This window comes from Paenibacillus chartarius (genome assembly GCF_042432825.1).
Taxonomy (GTDB): Bacteria; Bacillota; Bacilli; order Paenibacillales; family NBRC-103111; genus Gordoniibacillus; species Gordoniibacillus chartarius.
This window is the reverse complement of sequence record NZ_JBHLWN010000035.1, coordinates 1-20083: the sequence shown is the minus strand read 5'-3', so window position 1 is coordinate 20083 and position 20083 is coordinate 1. Positions and strand designations below refer to the sequence as shown.

The window sequence follows — 20083 nt, the reverse complement described above, 5'->3', positions numbered from 1 at the left end:
GAAAATCTACTTATTTTCTTGCTGAGGGTGTTCCAAAAGCTGCTTTTGGGACAGCTCCTTACTGTTTTCAGTTCTGCTTGCTTTCCGGATTATTATCAACTGGTATACGTAACCTATGTACAAAATCCGGGATTTTTATGAAGAAGCAAGGGATCTCCCCCCATGGAGACAGATGACAAATTACTGGAAATTATAAACTCTTACTGAATTAATTTTTTTTTGAGCAATGAAATAGAGGGGATTGTTCTCAAAGGTAGGCCACCTAAATTAGTAGGTACATCAGGACGGCCACCGAGCTTCGATTCCCCAATCAGTATCTCTTCATCATTACAAATTTCCGGCTTAGCTCTAATAGAATCTACCAATAAATTGACTAGAGTATGCTTAATGCGACCTAATCCACTATCATGAATCAATTGAACTATTTGTTCTCTTTTGCCCATAAATATCCTCCAACTGTAAGGAATAACACGAGTGGTACCGGTACATGCCAGTTCCTCATGCTCGTCCAAATCCAATTTATACCGTATAAGTTTATCATTATCCTTTCCGATAGTTGAGCGGCGCAGAGAAACGATAACAAACGATGGATCGGTTCCATCGCCGCGCTATCGTCTCCCTATAGAGTAATGATAAGAGGCGACTGCCTCGGCATAGACTGGATTGGAGGTTGGCCGGCAGCCGTCATCGTCCTCACGCTATCCTTGATGATTCATGTTCGAGAGCACCCCGACAGAAATAAGGTTAGTCCCTCCCAGAAGCCGGTCGACGATCGTTTCCAACGCTTGATACTTCTTCGTAAGCTCCTCCTCCGACCACCCGAATATCCCGCGATCGAACAAGAACGAGATGCCTACCAAAAGAAATTCCGTCACATCACCGGGATGATCGACTTGAAATACACCTTCGCTGATGCCTTGTTGCACGATGTCCGTTAGAAAGGGATGAAAAGCCGCGATCTTGGCAACCAAATATTTTTGATGCAGGATGCTGTTGCTTTCGTCATGTAAGTATTCGAAAATTACATGATCCTTCTGCGGGGCAGGAAAACCCTCTAACAACACTTTTCTCAGCTTATCCACTGCGTTAAGGGCTTTATCTTCACTTACAGCTTTGACGAATGCCAGTCGAAAAGCCAAGGACCTGTCATGCGCAGCGGCAGCAATCTCTTCTTTTGATTTAAAATAATAATAAAATGTCCCTTGCGCCACCCCAACTTTTTTGACGATATCACTGACGGCCGTGTTCGCGTAGCCTTTCGTGTTGAAGAGCTCCATGGCCGCATCCAAAATTTCGTTTCTCCGCTCCTGAGGATCTTTGGCGATCCGTGGCATCCTTCATGCACCCTTCCTGTCGATATCTCTCTCTAAATATAATTATTGACTGATTGTCGGTCAACACATTACAATCATCTCGTAGACCGACTGACTGTCAGTCGAAAACAAAAAAGATAAGGATGTGCCATTCGGATGAAATCTCGTTTTCGTTTGTACGTACTTGGTTCTTGCGCGGCTAGTGTGTCTTTAGCCCAAAACCTGTACGTGCCGCTTCTCCCTCAGCTGCAAGGCGACTTGCAAACTTCCTTTTATTTGGTCAATATGACGGTCTCCTTGTTTACGATTGCCCTTGCCGTGATGCAAATCGTCTTAGGCCCGCTTATCGATGGCAAAGGGCGAAGAGCTATCTTGCTGCCCGGGATGGTCTTATATGCGTTTGCCTCGGTTGCATGCGCCTTTTCCAGCTCTGTGTACACGCTTTTATGCTTCCGGGTCCTGCAGGGGATCGGGGCTTCCGTCGTGCCGCTCGTTGCCGCCACCATGATCGGCGATCTGCTGGAGGGTAAGCAACGGGCGTCCGGGATGGCTACCTACCAGATGATATTAGGTATCGCCCCTGCCGTGGGTCCACTCATTGGGGGAGTGCTCGGCATGTATTTCGGCTATCAGGGCGCATTCGGCTTTCTATCCATTACGGCCTTCGTGATGCTGCTCGTTGCCGCTTTCACACTGCCTGAAACCAAACCTGCATCTGCGAAAGCCAGCGCATTCCGTTTTGGGTATTATCTACGGGTCATGACGAGCAAGACCGGCACAGCCGTCTTGCTGTTAGGATTCATGTTGTATTACATGTTCTATGACTTCATCGTATTTTTGCCGGAAATCTTGACAGTTACATATAAATTGGATGCGAAGCAGATTGGAGCGGTGTTTCTCATGCTCATGTCCGCTAGTTTCATCGGAAGCAAAATTAGCGGGAATGTGCAAGGACGGATGGGGACGGTAAAAAGTTTGATTTTCACTTGCTTCCTCGCCTTGATCAGTCTTGTGATCTTCATACTTCTCGCCAAAATTCACCTAGCTCTTTTGCTGATCTCTCTTGCGATCATTGGATTCACCGCAGGCCTGACCATGTCGGTCCCGCCGACACTGCTGGCCGGGGAGTTCGTCCAGGAACGCGCGACCGCCATCGGAGTCTACAACTTTGTCCGTTATCTAGGGATGGCCGCGGCACCAATAGCGGGGAGCCTGCTTTATCCAAGGGGCGGCATCATATTGCTGTTCGGTTCCACAGCGATCTTAATGGGAATTACAGTTCTCTTTGCTAAGCAGCGGCTCGCGCCCCGGGCGATTAAGCAATCTAGTACGACAACTGTATGAGACCGGCGCAGGATTACCTTTTCAGAACCTTATTTTGGATGTTAACGTAATGAAGAGGCAGCCGATCACAAGACCGGCTGCCCCTGTCGATTCTTAAAATTATCGTTCCCAGTTAGCTTAATGAAAAAGAGCAGCTGCATCTGTGGCAAACTGTTCCTGGATCGTTTAACTATCATTCCCAGCTGTAAAAACTTGCTCCGACTATAGTAATTCAGTAGGTAAAATATGCCGCAGCGAGCTATCCCAGTGATTGTTCAACTATAATATTCAGTTAAAGCAATTTACGGTAATGAACATCCGAAAACAAGAAAACACGAAACCATAATCGTCGGTTTCGAGTCTTCTTTTGCGTTTCCCGATCGCAGTCAAGTCCGTTCGAAGCAATCGTAGTTGCGCTGGCGGTAGATTTTCCCTTCCTTGAATTCGAAGATGCAACAGAAGTAAGCCCGAAGCGGCTGGCCTGCTTTGAACGCGCCGGCATCGATACCCACCGTCGCCGTCCAGATCACCTCAGTAATGACCGTGTCTTCTTGTTCATAAACGCGCTGAATGTCGTAATGTTGCTCCTTGAGCAATGCTTTGCCTTGCGGTATACGTGTAAGCAATGTCTTGTAATCGCAGATGGTCGGCGACGCCGTAATAAGGTTCGGATATTCTGTCTGCTCAATGTCGGGATGCAAAACGTCCTTGTAGTCTGCTTCTTCGGTGTTAAATCCCTCGATCAATTCGAAAAATCGTTTTACCGTATTGACCTTCATTTCATTCCGCCCTTCCGTTTAAGGATTGACTTCAGTACCAGTATATCGGGAAAACAAGATGTGAATCGTGGCAGTTAGATGAAAATTGTGGATTTTATTAGTGATCAACTGACCAAAGAAACTCGCCATCCACCGTGGTCAATGTCGCGCTTCACAGAACACTTACCAGCCGTGGGTAACCCATTCCGTAGCGTGGAGAAGGCAGCTGATCGTCAAGCTGGCCGGCGTTAAGCCATCGTTTCCCTTTTGGTCCCCCGGGAAAAAAGGAACTTGCGGCTAGTCGGCGAAGACGCCGCTCGTACGGTACTCGTGTATGTCGCTTTCATTCGAACATGGTTGGATGAAGCGATCAAGCCGGAGGGCTGGCACAACTGGGATCAACCGTACCGCGAAACGACGTCCCGATATGCGGAATACGGCAGCTATGGACCTGGCGCGGCTTCGGAGAAGCGGGCGCCGTGGGCAAGGCAGCTCAGCGACGCGGAGGCGGAGCGGTATCGGACTTCCAATGTGCTGGCGGGAAACGACGGCTGGACTCCCAGCATAGAACCTCGCAATGAGCTAAGATACCGCCTATTCGGTGAGAAATCCTAACGATGCTGAACAACCGGCTCCCAGCACGTTTAAACCGGAGCAATCCCCCCAAAAATACGTATTCCAACCGATACCCGAACCGATCCCGAATTTTTATAATAATAGCAGAATAACGAAGGGAGGAAGACCGTTTATGACAACCCGGTTTCACCTATTCACCTTGATTCACAAAGGACTGCGTCACGCGCTGCAGCAGCTCGTGTGGACGGCCGGCAAATTGGATTACACCGATGTTCAAGAAAGGGAGGCGTTTTTCGAAGAGTTCCGGCGTATATCCGCAATGCTTCATCAGCATGCGAGCGATGAGGACTCCTTCATTCAGCCGCTGATCGATCAATGTGCACCGGACGTAGGACAGGAACTGGAAACGCAGCATCAGCGGTCCGACGGGCTGCTTGATGCACTAATTCAGGCCGTGGAAAAGATGGCGAGCGCAACCTCCGTTTCCGCGCAAACCTGGCAAGCATTCCTAGAGGATTTAAACCAATTTGTAGGCGATTATTTTTTGCATCTGTATCACGAAGAATCCGTTGCTATGCCGCTGTTGTGGGAAGCATTCGACGATGCTGAACTCATGGCTGCTGGGATCAAAGTGCGAAACAACGTGCCTCAGCATATTCAGAGCGATTTTCAACGGTATATGATCCCGGCACTGAATGTTCATGAACAAGCGACAATGCTGGCCAATATGAAGCATTCTGTACCCGAACCGTTGTTTCGGCAAACGTGCGAATTGTTCGAATCGCTGCTGCGTCCGCAGGAATATGCGAACGTAATCGCAAGACTGCAGGCCGCTGCGGCCAGCAAGTGAATGGAGCGGACTCTATCAAGTAGGGGCAGCTCCCCCTCCTCCCCCCTCTGAATGCAGCCATTTGTGCAGGCTTCAGGCTTCCTCCCTAAGAAGATGGACATACGTTCAATATGATTGTGCAGTCCTGTCCCGATATCGCCTCCCATATTGAAAAAGACGGCGCAAGCGCTGTAGGCTTGCACCGTCTTTCCCTCGTCCGTCCTTATTTTCCAGTCCACCTACCACTTGGCGCCCTGCGGTGCCGGGCAGCGGGCCGCCGCCAACTTGGCTTTGACGGCCATGAGACAGCCGCACCAGCGGCAGGTTGTGCCGAACTGAAAATACTCGCAGCTTTGGCACACCGACATGCGCCGGTCGTACTCCTCTTCGGTCGTTAATTTGACATTGCGTACACGAAGCGTTTCTCCGAATAATTGCGATATTTCCTCAGGTGTTACATGCACGGTTGCCGAACACCCTTTGCATGCCTCTATCATAGCTGTACGGTAAGCGTGACGACCGACCTTGCAGGCAGCTTGACCGCGAGCTGATCGTTCGCAAGCTGGAAATCGCGGAATTCGGCGGGCTTCACGGCTTCCGGATCCTCAAAGGTGTTATGCGATTGAATCGATTCGGAGGTCAGCACGGTTCCTGTAATATCCCCGGCTCTCGCTCCGCGAACCTCGCATGCCACCTCCAGAGCATCCGCGTGATGCAGGTTGCATAGCGAAATATGCAGGCGGTTATTCGCATCTACCGAGGCGGACGCGCTAAGCTGGTCGATTGTCTGTCCGTCCATTTCGTAAGCCGGGCTTTCCGCACGGGAATAGACGAGGCTGGCGCCCTGATGAACCTTATACATATCGAATACATGATAAGTTGGGGTCAGGACCATCCCCGCTCCCTCCGTCAGAATGACCGCTTGCAGCACATTGACCACCTGAGCGATATTCGCCATACGGACCCGATCGGAATGCTGGTGGAAAATATTCAGATTGATGCCGGCCACAAGCGCATCGCGCATCGTATTTTGCTGATACAGGAAGCCGGGGTTCGTGCCGGGCTCGACGTTGTACCATGTTCCCCATTCGTCTACGATCAGCGCAACCCGCTTGTCCGGATCGTACTGGTTCATAATCGCAGCGTGGCGGCGAATCAGCTCATCCATGAACAACGTACGCTGCAGCGTGTCAAACCATTGTTTATCGTCGAAATCGGTGGCCGACCCTTTGTCCTTCCAGTTTCCGGTAGGAAGCGTATAGTAATGGAGGCTCAAGCCGTCCATAAACCGGGCCGCCTCGCGCATCAGCACTTCGGTCCAGTTATAGTCCTGTGAATTGGCTCCGCAAGCGATTTTGAAAATCTTGTTATCGCCGTAATTCCGGACGTAGCAGGAGTATTGGCGATACAGGTCTGCGTAATATTCGGGGCGCATGTTGCCGCCGCAGCCCCAGTTCTCGTTGCCGACGCCGAAATAGGTCAGCTTCCAAGGCTGCTCGCGTCCGTTCTCCCTCCGCCAGTTCGCCATCGGCGACTCGCCGTCGAAGGTCATGTACTCCACCCATTCGGACATTTCCGCCACGGTACCGCTTCCAACATTGCCGCTGATGTAAGGCTCGGCGCCGATGAGCTCGCACAACCGCAAAAATTCGTGGGTGCCGAAATGGTTATTTTCCACGACGCCGCCCCAATGCGTATTGATCATCCGCTTCCGCTTTTCCTTCGGGCCTACGCCGTCTTTCCAATGATATTCATCCGCAAAGCAGCCGCCCGGCCAACGGAGCACGGGGATTTGAAGGCGCTTCAGAGCCTCGAGAACGTCGTTTCGCATCCCTTCGGTATTCGGAATCGGCGAATCCTCGCCAACATAAATCCCCTCATAAATGCAGCGTCCCAAATGTTCCGAGAAATGTCCGTAAATATTGCGGTCAATCGTGCTTAAACGAGAGTCCGCATCAATGATTAACTTTGCCATATCCCCTGCTCCTTTGCCCTCAAAGTCATATATGCCTAGTTAAATTTTAGTAGCTTGATCGCTCGGCAACAATGAACTATAATATCCAAAAACTGACCTATCGTGCTTTTTTGAGGAGCCAGGACATGTTCGAATTGATTAGCTGCGGATATAATTTTATTCATCGGAACGGGCTGACGATCGACCGGCCGGCGGGGTCGGGGAACTATGCCTTTGTTCTATTCAAAAGCTCCTCCGAGGTTATTCTGAATGGCAGAATTATGCCGGTTGAGAAAAATACATATGTGCTGTTCCGCCCGACAACCCGCTATATTTACAGGGATGCGGAGAAGCCGTTCATTAACGATTGGTTTCATGTGGACGGCGCCGATCTGGAGGCATTCCTGGAGCGGACCCGTTTCCCGCTGGATACGCCCGTCAAAGCGGTAGATCCGCTGTTGATTTCAAGATGCATCATGGAACTGACCAGCATCCACCGGTCCGCCGGCTCGTTCCGTGAAGAAATTATCGATTCCGAAATCAGAACTCTTCTCATGAAGCTTTGCCATTTGCTCGAGAGACCTGCCTTGAACGACAAGGCCAGTCGCTATTACCTGCAATTTTCCAGGCTGCGAAACGAGCTGTTCAGCTCGCCCGAAACGCACAGATCCGTAGAAACGCTGGCTACGTATATGAATTTGAGCAAATCGTACTTTCAGCATATTTATAAGGAGCTGTTCGGCTGCTCCGTCGTTACCGACATTATTAACAGCAGGCTGGAGCATGCCAAATATTTGCTGAAAAACAGCTCCTTATCCATTTCCGCCATTTCCGCGATGTGCGGTTATGAGAACGATACCCATTTTATGCGCCAATTCAAAAAATTCGTAGGCGTTACGCCCAGCCAGTATAAGTCCAAACATTGAACGTCCCTTTGTCTACCGCTTTCTGCCGCTCCGAGCGTAAGCCTCATTCATTTCCGCAATAATGGAATCGCCGCCGCTGCGGGTCCAGCGCTCCAGCTCCTGTGCGAAGCCCTGTTCGTCGATCGTACCGAGAATAAAATGATACGTAGCATCGTTGACGATCTTCTGCAGCTCGGCGCCCTTCTCCGCGAAGGTCGGGGAGATCAGCCCTGCCGCCGGGTCCAGAACGACGATCTGCTCGTTATCCTGAGTAAGGCGGTTGATTTTTTTCTGCAGTTCGTTCATGCTGCCCTGCGTCAAATAGCGGATATCGAACGAACGGAAGGCCGTGTTATAAGGCTCCACCTCTTGGCTGCGAAGCTCGCGGGTTTCCGGTTTGACCTTGGCGGCACCATCTGACGTTCGGATATAGTGGCGTCCCTCGATGCCGTACGTGATCAGATTGTTTAGTTCCTCCGTCAGCAGCCGATCGAAGAACTGCAGAATCGCCCGCAGCTCCTGCTCCGTCTTTACGCTGCTCTTGGGAAACATGTATAAGCCGCCGAGACCGCTGCCTCCCCAGACGTGCTCCCCCGACGGCCCTTGAATCCGATTAAGGATATCCACCTCGGCGTTCGGATTCATTTTCTTGAGCCGGTCGTTCGCCGAGGAAGCGAGCAGGTTCGAGATCATCATCCCCGCTTCGCCGGCTGCGAATCGCTCCTCCTGCTGGGTTTTGCTTGTAATCGAAAAGTCCGCATTCAGGATGCCTTCATCCAGGAGCCGCTTCATGAACCGCATCGCTTCCACATATTCCCTTGTCATGAATTCCGGCGTCAGCCTGCCGTTCATCAGCCCCCATTGATTAGGAACACCGTAATAGGAAGCAATGTTCTTAAACGCCCCGTACACGAGATCATTGCGGTCCACGAGCCCGTAAGTGTCTTGGCGCCCGTTGCCGTCCGGATCCTGATAGGTAAACGCCCGGAGCACCTGATACAACTCCTCCAGCGTTCGAGGCTCCCGCAAACCAAGCCGCTCAAGCCAGTCCTTCCGGTATTGGATGCCTTGACGGGACAGCGGAAGCTCCCAATAAATGCCGTAATCCTTACCGAAATAGGCAGCATGCTCCCGGATCGCGGGCTTCATGTATTTGCTGATGTTCGGATAATCATCGAGATAGGGCCCGATTTCCCAGAACGTGCCGGACCTTACGGCATTGACGATCAGCGGCTTCTGTAAGTCCACTTGCTTCACTTGGATCACCTTCGGCAAGCTTCCCGAAGTGAAGGCGGACATCATCTTGTCCGAATAGATCGAATCGGGTACCCAAGTGAGGCTGAGCCCGATCCCCGTCCTCTCCTCCAGCACCTTCTCCAGCAGATCGGAGGGCAGCTGCTTATCGTATAAAACCAGCATCATCGACATGTCAAGCGCTTGGGCTTCCCCATCCCGCCGCTCCGCCGGCTTCGTCGCTTTCCCGCCGCCGCTTGCCATGCCGACTCCGGTGCATCCGGTCATCAGCAGCATGAGCGACGCTAGACCTACGAGTGTGCGTGTGGGACTCCAACGGCGCATGTACCCTTCTCCTCCTTCACGCCCTGCTTCTCCTTACTGGCAGCGGCATGCTGCTCCCGGTATTTGCCCGGCGTCATTCCTTCCAGCTTGCGGAACGAGCGGATGAAATTTTGCGGGTTGGTATACCGCAGCCGCTCGGAGATTTCCTTCACGGATACGTTCGTCTCGGCCAGCCACCGCTTGCTCACTTCATGCCTGTGTTGGGCCAGGTAGGTGCTGAAGGGCACGTTCATGCTTTTGCGGAACACCGTGCTTAAATAGCTGGCGTTATAGTGCAGCCTGTCGGCGCATACTTCGATCGACAGATCGGTCTCGAATTCGTTATGAACGATCTCCACCATCTGTCTGGACAGCTGGACATGGCGCTGCTCGGTCCGCTCCTCCAGACTGCGAAGAATCGGATCGACCAGCGTCCGCTGCAGCCAGAGCTCGCCTTCCTTCGCCACATCCAGCCGGAAGAGTTCTTCGAATAGGGTCTGCTGCCGGTCCACCAGCTGCTGAAGCTGAAAGCTGTGCGCCAAATTCAGCACGTTCATCACCAGTCGAACGACATGATATTGCCGGTCGTACGGGCTCAGATCCGGACGGCAAAGCTGCTCGATCAGCTGCCGTAATTGAAGCTGCGCTTGGGCGCGATCGACGAGCTTGATCGCCTCGAACAGCTCATTCTGCTGCTCAAGCGGATACGAGTATTGGAGTGTCCGATTTTCCCCCAGCTCGGAGAATTCGATAACCTTCTGGTCGCCAAAGCGCTGCTTGGAACGAAGTGCCTCCGTCGCTTCCTCGTAGGCGCGCGGAATATCCCCCAATCTTCGATAGATGCAGCTGAGGCCGATCGTCACCGTTAAGCCAAGGTATTCGCTTACGGCCGATTGAATCCGATAGGCCACAGCAAGAAGCTCGTCGTGAAACGCCTGCTCCTCCATCTGCTCCGAAGTCATCACGGTGACCTGCGCCCGGCCGAGGACAATCGGCTCCAGCCGCCCGCCGGCCGGCAGCAGCTCACCGATCATATTATTCACTGCGAACACGAGCAGGTCATAGTCCTTATCCTCGAAACGGGAACCTTCAAGCTCGATCTGCACAGACATCACCGCCAAGCAGCGAAAATCCGCCGGCATGGCGAAGCTCGCCAAGCCGTCCGCGATTTCCGACTCCTTCATGCCCCCGAGCAGCAGCTTAAGCATGAAGAACAGCTTCAGCTGTTCCAGCTGGCCCTGCAGCTGGCCCTTCAGCTCGCGTTGGGCCTTGAATAAGGTATGAATTCGTTCCCCGATTGCGCTAAGCTCGTCCCCCCGCTTCCCGGAGTCGCTCTCTCCCTGCTCGCTCAGCACCTCCCGGTACAGCGATTGTATCGGCCGGTACATGCGCTTCGACCAGGCCCAGGATACCCCGATAAACAGCAGCAGCAGGATAAGGCAAATCCACAGCGTCACCCATCCGATATGATGCGATTGCTCTGCAAGCATCGCCACCGGTACCGCAGACACATACATCCAATCGTTATAATCCGATTTTCGGTACGTTACCGTATATTCTTGACCGTGCAGCCTCAGATTCGATTGACCCTGCCGGTCTGTAAGCGCTGTCAACTTCTCGCTGATTTCACTGCTTTGTCCCGTTAGCAGGCCTTGCGACCAAATTACCTTCCGATTGCGGTCAAGCATGAGGAGCAATTCCTGCTCCGTATCAAAGGTTAGCGTATCGCCTAAGGAACAGGCGGGTATGGTGATGTCGGCGAGCCCCGTCGGCTTGAAGGCGGTTAGGGGGAGCTTTTTTACCAAATGAATCTCCATCTCGCAGCCATGTACCGCCGAACGGTTCCCTTCCGCCTGACGAATTTGCCAGAACGTTGGAGCAGGCTCCTCCAGCCGCTCCCGGTAAATCTTCTGCTCATCACCGATCCGGTAAAGTCCGTTGTTATTCATCAGCCAACCGCCGGCCGTGCTCAGCATCGTAATATCGGCGATTCCCATATCCAGCCGCTGCAAATACCCAAGCTCGGCCTTGAGCTGATTGGCAGTCGTGAACTGCCTCGGGTTCAACGGCTCGTTCATCACGCTGAGGACCAGGGATGAGCTTAAAAAGTGGGTCGTCGTCTGATCGACGGTCTTCAGCATCTGCTCGATATTCGTCTGCAATTGGGCCAGACTTAACGCCTTCTGCTCATTCACGTTGCGTTGAACGACACCGGAGGCGTGCATGTAAGAGAACATGCCTAACAGGACCACCGGCAGCGAGGTGATGGCAAAACAGAAGACAGCCCATTTGGCATAATAAGGAATCGTGCGGCCTGTCACACCTGATCTCCTCCGTCGCTTCTATGATGATGGTCTGATTGTACCATAAGGGATGAGAGCGAAACTAGGCCGTACGGGATAAAAAGAAGGCTGCCGCCGGTGATGTACCGCGCGGCAGCCAATCCCTTATGGATTCATGAATTTCATGCTTTGCAGCGTGCGCTTCAGCATCGTTACCGCTTGAGCGCGGGTAGCCTGGTTGTGCGCCGCGAAGCTCGTATCCGTCATACCTTGAATGATGCCCGCGGAAAGCGCAGCGGTGACGGCCTCGTCCGCCCAGGCGGAGATGTCCGCCCGGTCGGTGAAGCGCTCCAGTAAGGCTGCGTTCCCCTGCACCTCATGCCCGCCCAGCTGAAGCGCCCTTGCCAGCATCGCCGCCATCTGCTCGCGAGTGACCGGAGCATCCGGGCGGAACGTACCGTCTTCGTAGCCGCTGATCAGGTTGGCTTTGGCGGCTGCTCCGACAGCGCCGGAGAACCAATCGGACTCCTGCACGTCACGGAATCGGTCCGTCCGCTGAGGGAGCAGGCCAAGAGCACGTGCGATCAGCGCTGCGAATTCGGCCCGGGTCACCGGCTGCTCGGGGGCAAAGTTAGTGTCCGTTACCCCGTGGACAATCAGCTTGGAGGCAAGAGTCTCTACGTCCGCCTCCGCCCAGTGGCCCGTCATGTCGTCGAAGGACTTGGCATGCTCTACGACGGTATAGATGCTGTTGCCCTGCCGCAGCAGCGTCGCTGCGGAGCCTTGAAACACGGTCGGCACCGGCATAATCGTCTGCGTCTGCGGATCGTACATGACGCCGATCGACTTGCTCGGGTCGACATCGCTCTGCAGCTTCAATCTACGCTCGATATAAGTGTTGAAGCTATCGATCGTCTGTGTCTTGCCCTGCACCTCGATGACGGTTTCGAATGCTACCGGAGCTGTAAGCATACTCGCTCCCGCCTTCGTCACAGCGGCTCGCGCTTCCTCCGCCGGAGTCCCCTCCACCTTGGTCATGAGTACAACGACCTTCACGTCATGCTCCGCTGCGTTGTACATCTTCGCGATCGCTGACGTATCGATGAGCTTTGCCGGAAGGGTATAGCTTCCGTTCACCGAAGTAATCTCCAGCACCGCCTCCTCGTTCTTTGCGCTCAAGGCGTTCAATAGTCCCGGAGTAAGCTCCGTTCGGATCGTGCTGCCCGCAGAACCCACATCAATTTGAACGATCTTCATGTCCGCAGGCGCCTTGGCAATTAACGCCGCCGCCTTTTCCGCATCCACCGTGACGGTAACCGTTCCGTTCGAGACGGTCTCCCTCTGCAGCTCCTTCATTTGGAGCCGTCCGGACTCGCTATTGCTGCCCTTCGATGGGGCTCCCGGTGTACCGCCGGTTCCACCGCTCGTACCTGAAGTGCTTCCATCGCCGTTTCCGCCACCGTTGCCGTTGTCGCCACCGTTGCCGTTATCACCACCACCGCCGTTGTCACCACCACCGCCGTTGTCACCACCGGACTTGAACACACCGGCCTGAGCGCGAACAATCGCAGGAACATCGGCTGTCGCATCCACCGTAGTGTGCAGCGTCGGCTTCCAGTCTACCGGTCTCAGGCCGCCGAAGCTGCCGGCAATGCTGACGCTAGCACCGTTCAGCATCGAGCCTTCATCGGTCAGCTTCGTTCCTTTGCTCACCTGGATCAGCGCATTCGGCTGCATCCCTTCATCCATCGCGAAATAGTTGTTTTGCGCATAAATTTGCGATTCAAAGCCTACCCCAATCGAATACATGTACGGATAAACCGGATGCGCGAGCGAGCCTTCGTAATAGTTGTTGTACACATGCACCTGGCCGTAACGTACGCGAGGCGCACGCTGCCCTGCATGTTCGTAATAGTTATGATGGAACGTAATTCTCAGCTTGCCGGCATCGCCGCTTGCTTCATCGCTTCCGCCGATCAAATTCGTTTTGTCGTGGTCGTGGAAGTGATTGTACGATACGGTCACGAAATCCGATGCGTTGGTAATATCTACGGCGCCGTCATGCTGCTGGTATTTGCGCCCGAAATATTTACCGCTCTTATCGTCCGTGCCGCCGGCATCGCTGAATTCATTATGATCGATCCATACATGCGTCGAGCCCTTCACCGATATGCTGTCGTAGGCCGAGTTCCAGTTGCCGGACTCCCCGTCGGTCGGATCCCATTGCGGGAAATGATCGAATGTATTCTCGAACTGAATATTGCGGATGATGACATTATCCACTCGATCCAGGTTGATGTTGCCGCCTAAAATTTTGGCATTCGCGCCCGGCAATCCCACAATAGTCGTATTGGAGCCTACATTAATACGGATTCGGCTTGCCTGGTTGGCCGCCGACCTTGCACGCGCATCCTCGAGCGGTCCGGAAGGCAAATGCTTGCCCCATACGGCCGGGTCATACGCCTTGAGGTATTCCTCGAGGCTATAGGCCGGATCGGAGTAATACTCGCGTCCTACCGGATTGTTGCCGTCATCCACATTCATATCGATCGTACCGCGAATGTAGACGATCTTCGGGGTATTGCCGGCCACCGCATTGACCAGCTCGCTGCGGTTATCCACATAGAACACATTGTCCGGGCTTGCCGCGGCTCCTCCCGTCGTTCCCGTCGTGTGGGAGGCCCACCCGTCGTTCGCGCTCAATACCTCTCTGCCGATATCCGAGCTCGCCGTATTGATGACATAGATCCGCAGCGGTACCTCTGCGCCTTCGAATTGGAAGGTGATGGTGACCGTTCCCTCCGAAAGGCCGGCCAAATACGACCTGTCGATCATATATCCGCTGGCTGTCTGCTTGTAATGGCCGGGGGCTACCGTTTCATTGCCGTTCTTCAAGCCCGTAAGCGGATAGCCGTGGCTATTGCGCACGGTTACGTAGAGATCCGCCTGTTTCTCTTTATTTTTGTCAAAGACAGCGTAAGAAGCCGAGACCGCCGGCACATAATTTACCTTCGGCATGAACACCGGCACCGATGGATCCCAACCGTCGAACATCGACGCCACCGTCACGCTTGCCTCTTGCCCTGTCAGCTGTGCAGCGATCGTACGTGCGCTTGCATTCGCACCGGTGCCGTAGCTGTTGTACTCGGAGAAATAAGCGGTTTTGCACGTTCCGGCGCAAGCGGCAACCCAGCCGGCCGGCAGAAACTTCTTCGAGTCGATGAACGTGTTGACGAAGCTGGCGCGGGCGTAGTCCTTCCAAGGACGGCCCAAATCGTAGGCGCCCTGTGCGGAAGCGTCGTCAACCACCTGCGAGTTCAGGAACAAATAGCCCTTGTCGGTGACGTTCTTCTGGGCTCCCGCGGTAATGTGGCCGCCCCCGCCCGTATGACTGACGAGCACCAATTGGACGTTATCCATCACTACGGAAGGCGCCTCACCGAAAATAAAATCGACATCGCCTTCAATGATGCTGTTATGGAAATAATGCCGGCCTTGGTTTTTGGCGTTCAAGCCGTTATAAAGCGTATCCTGATAGCCCTTCAAGCGTACCGATTCGAAAACAGCCATATCGCTCTTGAGCGACAGCGCCACCGCCTGAGCCACCTGAGAGCGGGGGCCGGAGCTGTTTGCAATCGTCAGGTTGGCGGCATGGAAATAGTCCGCATTCACTTCAACCGTCTGGCTCAGGAACGTATTGCCGGTGTGGCCCGGCTGGCCTGCCGTCGAAGAGGTTCCCGCATAGTCTCCGTATACGATTGTCGTTACGTCTCTGCCGGCACCGACCAAGCTGACATACGGGCGGGTCACCTTCAGCTTCTCCGTATATGTGCCTGGCGCGATCGAGATGATCGTTCTTGTCGGATTCGAAGCAGGTATGGAATCTACCGCACTCTGGATCGTGTTGAACAGCGAGACCCCGTCTGCTGCCGCATTCTTATCGACGGTCAGCACCTTCGCCGGGAGCACGGCGATTGCGTCCGATTCCAAGCTTTCGCCATTCGAATTCACAGCTGTTACGACATAGGTGTAGGTCGTTCCGTTCGTTACGTTTAGATCCTCGTAGTAGGTTTGCTCCGTTGCGGCGATAACGGTGAACGTCCCCACCGCGGCGTCTGCCCTCTTGACCTGATAAGTTACAGGACCCGGTACGGCTTCCCATGACAGCGCCGCGGCTCCATCCTTAGCCGTCGCCTTTAACCCGGCCGGTCTTGCCGGCGCTCCGGCCGCCAACGGCCCCGGCTTCGCTCGCAGCTGGTTGGACATTCTGCTTTCTTGCCGGCCATTTACCGCGGTAATAACGTAGTAGTACGTCTTGCCGTTGACTGCCGCGGTATCGTTGTAACCGGTTTCGTTTACGCTTGCAATTACGGTATAAGCCCCGCCGCTCGTCTCGCTTCGTTTGACTTGATATGCAGCAGCTCCCGGTACAGCGCTCCATGCCAGCTCCACGCTGCCGCTGCCCGGCTCCGCCTGAATCAGCGTCGGCGATTGCAGAGGTGCCGCCGGGGTCACACGCTCGATCAGCTGCGGCTGCCCCAGCCCGCCGACATTACCCGCTGTCACCTTGTAGTAATAAAGCGTACCCGCTGTCAAGCCGACATCCAGATAGGAGGTCTCCGTCAGCTTCGCTTTCCCGCCGGCCAGCAGCGGTACGAATGGTCCCTCAGGTGTCGTACTTCTCTCAAGCGTATAGTAGGTTGCACCGCTGACCGGATCCCAGGCGATCGTCAGCTGCCCGTCTCTTACAGTCGCTTGCAGTCCGGTTATCGGCGCCGACGGCGGAGGAACATCGTTCGGATAAGCCTCGGCCGTATTGGAGCGGTCGCTCTCCGCCCCGGCGGATACTGCAGTCACTTGGTAGTAGTAATACGTATTGTTAACCAGCTCGAACGTATCGGAGTAGCTGTTCGTCGTCACGCCCGCGGCAATCTGCGTAAACGGACCTTCCTTGGAAGAGCTTCGATATACGTTGTAGGCTTCCGCTCCGCTGGCTGCATTCCAGCTCAGCTCCACCCGCTTGTTGGCTCCTTCGGAGATTAAGGCTTGAGGTGTGGTAACAATCTGACGGTACGCAATGACATCATCGACATAGGCTTGTCCCATGGAGGAGCCTGCCATCCTGAAGTTCACGGAGGCAATATCCGTGACCGGCGTCGTAAAGGCCACGTTCCCATAATAGGTGCCGTTAACGTACAAGTCTGCAGTTTTGGCGTTTACATCCGCAACATATTTGACCGTGTACCAGGTCGCATTGGAGATTGCCACAGGAGAAGCGTTGATGTTGTAGGAAACGGCAATTTTCCTGCTGCTGTCAAGCAGCTCCAGCACATAGGAGTCGCCCACCCGCGCCGCTTGCATAAAACGCAGCTGCGCCGTCACGCCGCCGTTGCTAGCCGCAGTAACCGGAGCGAACGCCTTGTTGAAGCCGCCCCGTCCGGCGCCGTCATTGATCCACAGCACGTTCGTCCCGTTTCCGGCTACGACGGCGGACGTGTTGCCGTAGTTATTCGTACGATGATCGTTGTTGATGACGCTGGTATTGTTCGAAGCAGAGAAGTCGCTGATCACGCCGCTGCCGAAAGGCGGCGTATATCCGGAAGGAAGCGCCCCCAGCTCGCTTGCTTCGAAGGTGTCATAGATCAGGAAGCTGGCCGGCTGAGCCGCAGCCTCGGCGGATTCCGGACCTGCACCGATTTCATTGACCGCGCTGACAACATAGTAATATGTAGTTCCGGTGGATAGTCCCGTATCCTGGTAGCTGCTAGCGTTTACATTGGCGGCAACGACGGTGTACGGTCCGCCCTGGGTCGTACTGCGCTTCACTTGATAAGATGCGGCGCCCGGTACGCTTTGCCAGCTGACGGTGACTTGGCCGTCTGCCGGAGATGCGCTCACCTGAGCGGGCGCTGCCGGCAATGCTAATGCAATCGGCGTTGCCTGTACTTCATTGGAAGGGAGACTCTCTCCGGATTCATTCGAAGCGGTAACCACATAATAGTAAGTCTTCCCGTTGGTCACCTGTATGTCCGTATAAATTGCCTTGGTTACGCTCGAATCGAACATCAGCCGAGTCGCGATCACATCGTATTCGCTGCCGGAACCTTCACCGCGCTTCACGTTGTAATAAACAGCGCCTGTCACCGTGTCCCAGTTAAGCGCTACCTTCGCAGTCCCTCCCTCGGCCTTCATCCCGCTTGGCGCTGCCGGAACAGGTGCCGATACGGGCAAATTCGAGGTTAATGCGGAAACATCGGTCGTTGCCGCATTGCTGTAGCTATTAAGCAAGGTCACGCTGTCGAACATCGAGACCGTACCGGCTTTGGCGGAAGCCAGCCCCACGTACGTCGGCGACTTCACATCGGTGATCGTTTTTCCGTTGATCTGAGTCCAAGTGATCGTCGTTCCGGATACGTTCCCGAGATCCAGATAGAAGGCGCTTCCCTGTTTCCGGACTCTCATATACTGGGGTGCGCTTGCGAAGTCATACGTAATATTGCTGCCGGAGCCGTCCTTATACCCGGAATTGCTTGCAGCCTTCGTCGGGTCGGAGGTCAGACGTGAGGTCACGTAAGGCTGATATTTGCCCCCGGTTCCGTAATAGTTGCCGAAGAAGAAAGAGCTGCCCTTCTCCAAGCTCGTACGCGCCATAATCCCGGCCATCCCGCCGGACACATAAGGATAACCGGTAAGCCGGGCAATCAGAGTAAAATCCCCGCTTACGGTCGTATAAGCATATTGAAATTGCTCATCCACCTGGTTCGGAATCCCTGTTCCTGTCGTATCGGTGATCGTAAAGCTTCCAGAGGCCGAATCGTAGGCACTGTTACCGCTTGATCCATTAAAGCCCACACTGTTCCAGCCCGTCGGGAAGCCGGCCGCCGCAGCCTGCTGCAGCCCCGCCCATGGCAGGTATGAAGCGACCATCAGCAGACAGAGCAGCAGACGAAATGATTTGTTCATCTTGTCAGTATCCTCCATTCTTGAATCAGCTTTGATTGGAGCTCGTTGCTCCCTTCCAGCGATTATTATGGAGGCTGCCTTACTCTGCAGCTATAATCATCTCTTTCGAATCGGCATGATTATCGTAACACCTATAATCATTTCGTCAGGTCCTTCAGCTGCTCCTCCGCAAAATGAATAAAGGCGCGCGCTGCGTGGTTGAGATATTTATCCGAACGGTAAATAATGCTCATCTCCCTTACAGGCGGATAATCGCGAATCGGGAGAAAGCGTAAGTCAAGGCTATCAATGGATTCCAGAAGCGAAATCGCAGCGATTCCCACCCCAATATTAGCCTTGACAAAATGAAAGAGCGATGGATTTGAGCTAGTCTCAACCACTACGTTCATTTGGAACCCGTGTTGGCGACACCAGCTATCCAAGAAATCTCTACCCCATAGCCCTTTGGGATACATGACGATGGGCAGCGTCTGCAGGTCGGCCAAGGATACCGATTCGTCCTGCGACAGCTCATGATTCTTGGACACGACGATCCCATACTCCTCTCGGGCCAAGGGGCGAATGACCAGCCGCGAATCGAATTGGGGCTTCACTGCTATTCCGATATCCGTGTCTGTGTTCAACACCAGTCCAGTGACATCGACTTCGGAAACAATCTTCAGCCGGATGTTCGGATATCGTTGGAAGAAACGAATAAACATCGGGGTTAGGCGATAATCCAGTTCCGATGGCAAGGCCCCAATGCTCAGGTTCCCCCCTTTCTGATGATACAGATCGTCCATCTCTTGAAGCGCGTTGCTGAGATTCTGCAGCATCATCCGGGCGTGCTTCTTCAAAATTGAGCCCGCATCCGTCAGTTCGATGCGTTTGCCGATCCGGTCGAACAACGGCATTCCGACCTCTTCTTCCAACGCTTTGATCGACAAGCTCAAATTAGGCTGGGAAATCCCAATTTTATCCGCCGCCCTCGTAAAGTGCAGCTCCTCGCACACCGCCATGAAATATTCCAGCTGCCTAAGCTCCACCCTTCCCGCCCTCTCCTTCCGAATCCGTTCGATCATTTGTATTTTAAATGATTATTATAAATTCAATATAATTGATAAATGTTGGTGCTTCAAGTAAGATTTGTTTCACTGGCAACCGCTAAGTGGTGATGGTTCTAGTCAATTACTTATAGAGGGGAGCAAGCGTCATGAACAAAAACATCCTTATAGCCATTGCGTTATTTACAGCTTCGCTGAATTTACGCCCGGCGATTAATTCAATCGCCCCTTTGTTGGACAGCATTCGGACCGATCTCGGAATGAACGGGGCTGTCGCCAGTCTGCTCACTTCAATTCCCGTGCTCTGTATGGGACTCTTCTCCCCGTTCGCTGTTAAAGCCGGTGGTAAGTGGGGAATGGAGAAGGTAATGGGCATATCTCTGGTCATTATCGCAGTCGGCACCGCACTTCGCGCGTTCACGGCTTCCGTCTTCTACTTGCTGGTCACGGCCTTGATCGCAGGAATCGGAATCGCCTTCATCGGACCTCTGCTGGCAGGCTTCATTAAGAAGCATTTCCCTAAAAGTCCGGTGAAAAAGTCCGCGTAAAGCAGGCCTTTATCACGGGTTTGTCGAATTTA

At 53.8% G+C, this 20083-nt stretch carries 14 protein-coding genes and 2 pseudogenes; 5 read left to right on the top strand and 11 right to left on the bottom strand.

Going from position 1 to position 20083, the window contains the following annotated elements; all coding sequences use genetic code 11:
- Positions 1 to 200: 200 nt before the first annotated feature.
- Together ACFFK0_RS09925 and ACFFK0_RS09920 are read right to left on the bottom strand one after the other, a co-directional pair.
- Positions 201 to 443, bottom strand: coding sequence for a hypothetical protein (locus tag ACFFK0_RS09925; protein WP_377470000.1), 243 nt, complete (start codon positions 441 to 443; stop codon positions 201 to 203).
- 255 nt (positions 444 to 698) lie between these two features.
- The gene (locus ACFFK0_RS09920) at positions 699 to 1334 is read right to left on the bottom strand and encodes a TetR/AcrR family transcriptional regulator (protein ID WP_377469999.1); all 636 of its coding nucleotides are present in this window, start codon (positions 1332 to 1334) and stop codon (positions 699 to 701) included.
- A 135-nt stretch (positions 1335 to 1469) separates the two neighbouring features.
- Between ACFFK0_RS09920 and ACFFK0_RS09915 the strand changes: the two genes are divergently transcribed.
- Positions 1470 to 2657 (top strand): MFS transporter, encoded by a 1188-nt coding sequence (locus ACFFK0_RS09915; RefSeq protein ID WP_377469998.1) that lies wholly within the window; start codon positions 1470 to 1472, stop codon positions 2655 to 2657.
- A gap of 365 nt (positions 2658 to 3022) precedes the next feature.
- Here ACFFK0_RS09915 and ACFFK0_RS09910 read toward each other — a convergent pair whose 3' ends face one another.
- A complete protein-coding gene (locus ACFFK0_RS09910) occupies positions 3023 to 3415 on the bottom strand; it encodes a nuclear transport factor 2 family protein (RefSeq protein ID WP_377469997.1) in 393 nt (130 codons plus the stop codon).
- A gap of 270 nt (positions 3416 to 3685) precedes the next feature.
- Here ACFFK0_RS09910 and ACFFK0_RS09905 point away from each other — a divergent pair, with 270 nt between their 5' ends.
- Complete coding sequence (locus ACFFK0_RS09905; RefSeq protein ID WP_377469996.1) at positions 3686 to 4009, top strand: pectinesterase family protein; 324 nt, start codon at positions 3686 to 3688, stop codon at positions 4007 to 4009.
- A gap of 133 nt (positions 4010 to 4142) precedes the next feature.
- Positions 4143 to 4820, top strand: coding sequence for a hemerythrin domain-containing protein (locus ACFFK0_RS09900; protein ID WP_377469995.1), 678 nt, complete (start codon positions 4143 to 4145; stop codon positions 4818 to 4820).
- 218 nt (positions 4821 to 5038) lie between these two features.
- Here the strand turns inward: ACFFK0_RS09900 and ACFFK0_RS09895 are convergent, their stop codons facing one another.
- Both ACFFK0_RS09895 and ACFFK0_RS09890 read right to left on the bottom strand, forming a co-directional pair.
- A complete protein-coding gene (locus ACFFK0_RS09895) occupies positions 5039 to 5263 on the bottom strand; it encodes a DUF6171 family protein (RefSeq protein ID WP_377469994.1) in 225 nt (74 codons plus the stop codon).
- Between the two features lie 29 nt (positions 5264 to 5292).
- A complete protein-coding gene (locus ACFFK0_RS09890) occupies positions 5293 to 6774 on the bottom strand; it encodes an alpha-N-arabinofuranosidase (RefSeq protein ID WP_377469992.1) in 1482 nt (493 codons plus the stop codon).
- Positions 6775 to 6899: 125 nt separating this feature from the next.
- On the opposite strand from ACFFK0_RS09890, the gene ACFFK0_RS09885 reads away from it, so the two are divergent.
- Complete coding sequence (locus ACFFK0_RS09885) at positions 6900 to 7679, top strand: helix-turn-helix domain-containing protein (protein ID WP_377469991.1); 780 nt, start codon at positions 6900 to 6902, stop codon at positions 7677 to 7679.
- A 12-nt stretch (positions 7680 to 7691) separates the two neighbouring features.
- Here ACFFK0_RS09885 and ACFFK0_RS09880 read toward each other — a convergent pair whose 3' ends face one another.
- From ACFFK0_RS09880 to ACFFK0_RS09855, 6 genes and pseudogenes are all read right to left on the bottom strand, one after another.
- The gene (locus ACFFK0_RS09880) at positions 7692 to 9236 is read right to left on the bottom strand and encodes an extracellular solute-binding protein (protein WP_377469990.1); all 1545 of its coding nucleotides are present in this window, start codon (positions 9234 to 9236) and stop codon (positions 7692 to 7694) included.
- Positions 9203 to 11536: a helix-turn-helix domain-containing protein gene (locus ACFFK0_RS09875; protein WP_377469989.1), complete on the bottom strand. Its 2334-nt coding sequence runs from the start codon at positions 11534 to 11536 to the stop codon at positions 9203 to 9205. The genes ACFFK0_RS09880 and ACFFK0_RS09875 overlap by 34 nt, the downstream gene beginning before the upstream one ends.
- Before the next feature lie 126 nt (positions 11537 to 11662).
- Entirely contained in the window at positions 11663 to 12205 is a 543-nt protein-coding gene (locus tag ACFFK0_RS09870; protein WP_377470001.1) for an S-layer homology domain-containing protein, read from the bottom strand.
- Between the two features lie 828 nt (positions 12206 to 13033).
- Positions 13034 to 14284 (bottom strand): annotated as a pseudogene (locus ACFFK0_RS09865) (pectate lyase family protein); the annotation flags it as partial.
- A pseudogene (locus ACFFK0_RS09860) lies at positions 14270 to 17563 on the bottom strand (pectinesterase family protein); the annotation flags it as partial. The pseudogenes ACFFK0_RS09865 and ACFFK0_RS09860, both read right to left, overlap by 15 nt.
- Before the next feature lie 1034 nt (positions 17564 to 18597).
- The gene (locus ACFFK0_RS09855; protein ID WP_377469988.1) at positions 18598 to 19485 is read right to left on the bottom strand and encodes a LysR family transcriptional regulator; all 888 of its coding nucleotides are present in this window, start codon (positions 19483 to 19485) and stop codon (positions 18598 to 18600) included.
- 167 nt (positions 19486 to 19652) lie between these two features.
- Here ACFFK0_RS09855 and ACFFK0_RS09850 point away from each other — a divergent pair, with 167 nt between their 5' ends.
- Positions 19653 to 20051, top strand: coding sequence for an MFS transporter (locus tag ACFFK0_RS09850; RefSeq protein WP_377469987.1), 399 nt, complete (start codon positions 19653 to 19655; stop codon positions 20049 to 20051).
- The last annotated feature ends 32 nt before the right edge of the window (positions 20052 to 20083 follow it).